The sequence below is a fragment of the Endozoicomonas sp. ONNA2 genome (assembly GCF_024606365.1).
GTDB lineage: Bacteria > Pseudomonadota > Gammaproteobacteria > Pseudomonadales > Endozoicomonadaceae > Endozoicomonas.
The window spans coordinates 1-4,458 of the sequence record NZ_JAHHPO010000214.1 but is presented as its reverse complement, the minus strand read 5'-3'; the positions used below and the strand labels follow the sequence as shown (position 1 = coordinate 4,458).

Sequence of the window (4,458 nt, the reverse complement as noted above, 5' to 3'; positions counted from 1 at the left end):
CCCCATAACAATGGCTGCATAGAAAATAAAATCCAGGGTAATATCGAGAAATCCCCCGGCGTCTGAGGGGTGGCCGAGTCTGGCCAGTGCCCCATCAAGACCGTCCAGTATCCGGTTGCCAAGAATAAGCACCATGGCCAGTGAGTAGAACTCAAAGGCCAGCAAAGGGACTGCCAGCATGCCCACCAGAAAACCGGTGATGGTTACCTGATTCGGAGTGATGCCATAATGTTGCAACTGCAGCGCAGCTAATCTTAACGGTGGCTGGATAAGTGAGGTTGTCCATTTATCGATCATGTGAGAACAGATGGCAGGGTTGATGAACGGAATAACTGCATCATACCGCTGGCACTTTCCTGTGCCAAACTGCTTCTGCAGCTGTTCGACCATGGATGTTTATGGGTACAGCGCAAGTTTGTTATGTTTTTTTGGCTTGTGTATAGTCCCGTGGTTAAGTTATTGCCTGCCGTTTTAATTCGCGTAGTCATTATTTCCGGTCAGACAGCGGCCTGGGAGGCTGCGCTGTTGAAAGAAGATTGCAGGCTCTTTGGTTCTTATGAACAGGGGTTGGTTTACAGTCAGGAAAAGGTGGATAGCTTTGCATCCCGACAGCAGCAAACTCAGGGTTATACGCCATGACCCGAAACGAGATCAGTTAATTCGAATTTTTCTATTGTTATTTATTGCTTTGCTGGGTGGTTTTGCCTATTGGTATGGGGGGAACCATGCAAGCCTGAACCTGGCCCGGCTTCGGCAACAGAATATCCATCTGGAGAATAACGCCAGAGTGTTGCAGGAGGAGAACATGAAACTCCGGCAGCGGGTGGGCATTCTGGAAAGTGCCAGCAAAATGGACCGTGAAGCGGTGAATAATGTCCGCTTGTTAGTAAAACAGCTTGAGGAAGAGAAAGAGCAGCTGCATAAAGAGCTGACCTTTTTCAAGAGTATTCTGGCTCCGGAGGACATGTCCACCGGTGTGCGGGTGGCAGGCTTCAGTTTACTTGAGGGGGAGGCATCCGGTCAGTACCGTCTTCGGCTGGTGCTTTCCCAAGTGGCAAGAAGTAACCCGTTCCTGAAAGGAACCCTGTCGATATCCCTGATTGGCGAGAAAGATGGCATGGCACAGACCATACCGCTGCAGAAGCTGATAGCATCTGATCAGGTTATTACACGTTTGGGATTTCGCTACTTTCAGGCTCTGCCCAGTGACAGAGAGTATCTTGACTTCACTGTACCGGAAGGGTTTCATCCTTCTGAGATCAGGGTTACGGTGCAGATTACCAGCGGAATCAAACAGAGTTTTGAGCAGATTTATCAATGGGATAAGGAGCTGTTAGCGGATGTTCGGCAAGAGCAAGACAGCGGGTAACGTCGCCAATAAACATGGCAGTACGACGCTTATATCGTCAGAGACAACCATTACCGGCGATATTCACTTTTCCGGTTCCGTGCATATCGAAGGACGTGTCAAAGGTAATGTGTCAGCAGATCAGGGCATGTTGACCATTGCTCATAATGGGAGTGTGGAAGGTGATGTGCGTGTCCAGCGTGTGGTGGTCGATGGTAGCGTGCGTGGTAATGTGTTTGCTGAAGAGCATCTGGAGCTTGCTTCCAGGGCGGTGATTACCGGTAATGTGTTTTACAACGTGATAGAAATGGTCAAAGGGTCTCAGGTCAATGGCAGTCTTGAGCATCACGCCAATGGTGTGCCTGACGAATCTCAGCCTCTGTTGGAGCGCTCTGGCGAAGAGCTGCCCGTAGCTGAAGTGATTGCAGCAGCGGATAGTTGACTGAAACAGTTGGTTGCTCTGATAATAGGCCGCTAATGAATAAATGACGGATCGTTATCAGTGGTAGCCCTGAGCCAAGACGACGGCACTGGAGGGTCAATGAGCGTAGTAGAAACAGTGATACCTGAGCCAATCAGTGTTACACAAGCTGCCGCCCGCAGGGTAAATGAATTGCTGGCAGATGAGACTGAAGAAAATCAAAGGCTTCGGGTATATGTCACCGGTGGGGGCTGTTCCGGTTTTCAGTACGGCTTCACCTTTGATAACAACCTTTCGGATGATGACACCCTGATTATCAAAGATGGCGCCGCTGTTGTGGTTGATTTCCTGAGTTACCAGTATCTGGTGGGCGCAGAGATTGACTATGAAGAGGGACTGGAAGGCTCTCGCTTTCTGGTGAATAACCCGAATGCCAAGTCTACCTGTGGTTGTGGCTCTTCTTTCTCGATATAAACCAATAGCCTGAACAGGACTTTTGGAACCACAAACACCCATGGCGCGTGAAAATATTTCAGGGATGAAAAATGGTTAAGTAAAATATTTTCACGGCAAGGACAAGCGAGATCGGGTGCACGTTTATGAAATATCCGGGCCAGGGTTATGTATCTTTCCTGATCCCGGGTGGTGAAAGCGGGAGCTTATATCAATTGACCCATTGAGGCTTTAAGGGTGTTTGCCGAGTGTTGAATGCCCGCCAGCTCCCCCTCATCCAGTTCAGGGGCAATAATATTCTCCACTCCGTCACTCCCAATGATGGCTGGCAGGCTCAGACAGATATCGTTAATGCCGTATTCGCCATTTAGCCGGACCGTTACCGGAAGAACACTGCGCTGATTATTCAGTACCATGCCAATGATGTAGGCAATCACCAGACCGATAGCCCAGTTAGTGTAGCCTTTGTTGGCAATGATCTCGTAAGCGGCTTTTCTGACGCTGGTGACAATGTCTGCCAGGGCTTCGCAATTGTATTCACGACCATTAATCCTGTTGCCTTTGATGCCAAGCCCGGCAATGGCGGCGGAACTCCATACCGGCACTTCAGAGTCACCATGTTCTCCAAGAATATAAGCGTGAATGGATTGGGGTGAGACATCATAGTAATCAGCAAGCAGGGTTCGAAAGCGGGATGTATCCAGCAGGGTTCCGGTGCCAATGACCAGGTTATCGGGGCGATGACTCAGGCTTTGCATGGCTTGGGTAAGAATATCCACCGGGTTGCTGGCAATCAGTAACATGGCTTGGGGTGCATGTTGGTCAAGCTCTCTGGCGATGGTTTCAAACACTTTGATGTTCCGCTGCAGCAAGTGCAGCCGACTTTCATCCGGGCTGGATTGACTGACACCGGCGCAGATGACGATGGTGCCTGCGTCTTTCAGGCTGGCAAAATCACCGGCAGTGACCTCGCATCGCCCGACCAGTGGCTGACCATGCATCAAGTCAAGTGCTTCGCCATGGGCTCTGTCGTGGTTGTTATCCACAAGAACGATGTGATTGGCCAGTTTTTGTTGAAACAGTGAATAGGCTGCTGCCATACCAACAAAACCTGTGCCGATAATGCCAATTTTATTCGTATCCATGGTGAGTGCCTGCGTCTTTGAAGTATGCTCTGGTAACAACAAGCGCATACCTCAAGAAAATGGAGAGTGTGTTATGACTTTTACATAATAAACCAGGAATAGCCCTATAACATCAATCGTCTTCAGCGCAAAAATGGGTCAGGATACCTGTTGTTGATGATGTTTTGCCGGGATGGTGAGGCTTCGCCCGTTAGCCATATATGTTCCTCCATGTTTCTGGATCATGAGATCCAGACTGATCTTGATGATCCTTTGCAGCTACTTTCAAATCAGATGCGGAAAACTCCATCAACTGTTTTACGTCTATAGTGAGATGATCCGAGTCTGCGCCTTGAGCAGTTGCAGGGTCCTCTTGTGCCGTCCCATCAAATGGTGGCGTCTCATCAAAATGCACACCAAATTCTTTAGCTAGCCGAGACTCTTGGGCAGATTGAACACTCTCAAAAAAATTCCTGACACTTCGAGCATTGGCAAAATGCTCACCCTCATGTTTTTTGATGTCTGATAATTTTTCTTTGCAAACAGTGAAGGCATCGTCAGAGAGCTGATAACCGTTTTTATCACACATTTTTTGAAATATCTCGATTAATTGCTCATCGCTGTAATCATCAAAATGTATCTTTATTGGTACTCTGGATTTAAAACCCGGATTAGATTTAATCAATTCTTCCATCTGCTTATCGTATCCGGCCAGAATGACTAATGTATTTGTTTTAGGGTCTTCCAGCAGGAGCAATAATTTTTCGATGGCTTCAGGACCAAAATCATGGCCTGTATTTGGCTTGAAGAGACTGTATGCTTCATCGATGAACAGTACACCGTTTTCTGCTGAATTGAACAGTTCCTCGGTTTTGATCGACGTGATACCAACATATTGTCCAACCAGGCTGGATCGATCAGCGCTAACGAATTTGTTTTCTTTTATTATTCCAAGTTCATACAAAATATGTGTTAGCAGCTTGGCAGACATGGTTTTTCCAGTGCCGGGATTGCCCGTAAAGAGCATATGACCACGGGATAAATCCTTGCACTCCAGGTTGGCACTTTTCCGAATTTTGCGAACTATCATTTTTTCATGAATTTTTTCGGCA

At 47.8% G+C, this 4,458-nt stretch carries 7 protein-coding genes; 4 read left to right on the top strand and 3 right to left on the bottom strand.

Annotated features, from left to right (window positions below; translation table 11 throughout):
- On the bottom strand, nucleotides 1-390 hold a 390-nt coding region (locus KDK14_RS04010), incomplete at its 3' end, for a CDP-alcohol phosphatidyltransferase family protein (RefSeq protein WP_257263732.1).
- A gap of 69 nt (nucleotides 391-459) precedes the next feature.
- Here KDK14_RS04010 and KDK14_RS04005 point away from each other — a divergent pair.
- The 4 genes from KDK14_RS04005 to erpA all read left to right on the top strand — a co-directional run bounded on the left by KDK14_RS04005 (nucleotide 460) and on the right by erpA (nucleotide 2,243).
- The gene (locus KDK14_RS04005; RefSeq protein WP_257263731.1) at nucleotides 460-639 is read left to right on the top strand and encodes a hypothetical protein; all 180 of its coding nucleotides are present in this window, start codon (nucleotides 460-462) and stop codon (nucleotides 637-639) included.
- Nucleotides 599-1,369 carry a DUF6776 family protein gene (locus KDK14_RS04000; protein ID WP_257263730.1) on the top strand — a complete coding sequence of 257 codons (771 nt, stop codon included), beginning with the start codon at nucleotides 599-601 and terminating at the stop codon, nucleotides 1,367-1,369. Before KDK14_RS04005 ends, KDK14_RS04000 begins: the two co-directional genes overlap by 41 nt.
- Nucleotides 1,341-1,790: a polymer-forming cytoskeletal protein gene (locus KDK14_RS03995; protein WP_257263729.1), complete on the top strand. Its 450-nt coding sequence runs from the start codon at nucleotides 1,341-1,343 to the stop codon at nucleotides 1,788-1,790. The genes KDK14_RS04000 and KDK14_RS03995 overlap by 29 nt, the downstream gene beginning before the upstream one ends.
- Nucleotides 1,791-1,889: 99 nt before the next feature.
- Nucleotides 1,890-2,243 carry an iron-sulfur cluster insertion protein ErpA gene (gene erpA / locus KDK14_RS03990; RefSeq protein WP_257263728.1) on the top strand — a complete coding sequence of 118 codons (354 nt, stop codon included), beginning with the start codon at nucleotides 1,890-1,892 and terminating at the stop codon, nucleotides 2,241-2,243.
- A gap of 185 nt (nucleotides 2,244-2,428) precedes the next feature.
- Here the strand turns inward: erpA and KDK14_RS03985 are convergent, their stop codons facing one another.
- Together KDK14_RS03985 and KDK14_RS03980 are read right to left on the bottom strand one after the other, a co-directional pair.
- On the bottom strand, nucleotides 2,429-3,367 hold the full coding sequence (locus KDK14_RS03985; RefSeq protein ID WP_257263727.1) for an L-lactate dehydrogenase: 939 nt from the start codon (nucleotides 3,365-3,367) through the stop codon (nucleotides 2,429-2,431).
- Between the two features lie 190 nt (nucleotides 3,368-3,557).
- Nucleotides 3,558-4,458: AAA family ATPase (locus tag KDK14_RS03980; RefSeq protein WP_257263726.1), on the bottom strand; the 901-nt coding region annotated here is incomplete at its 5' end.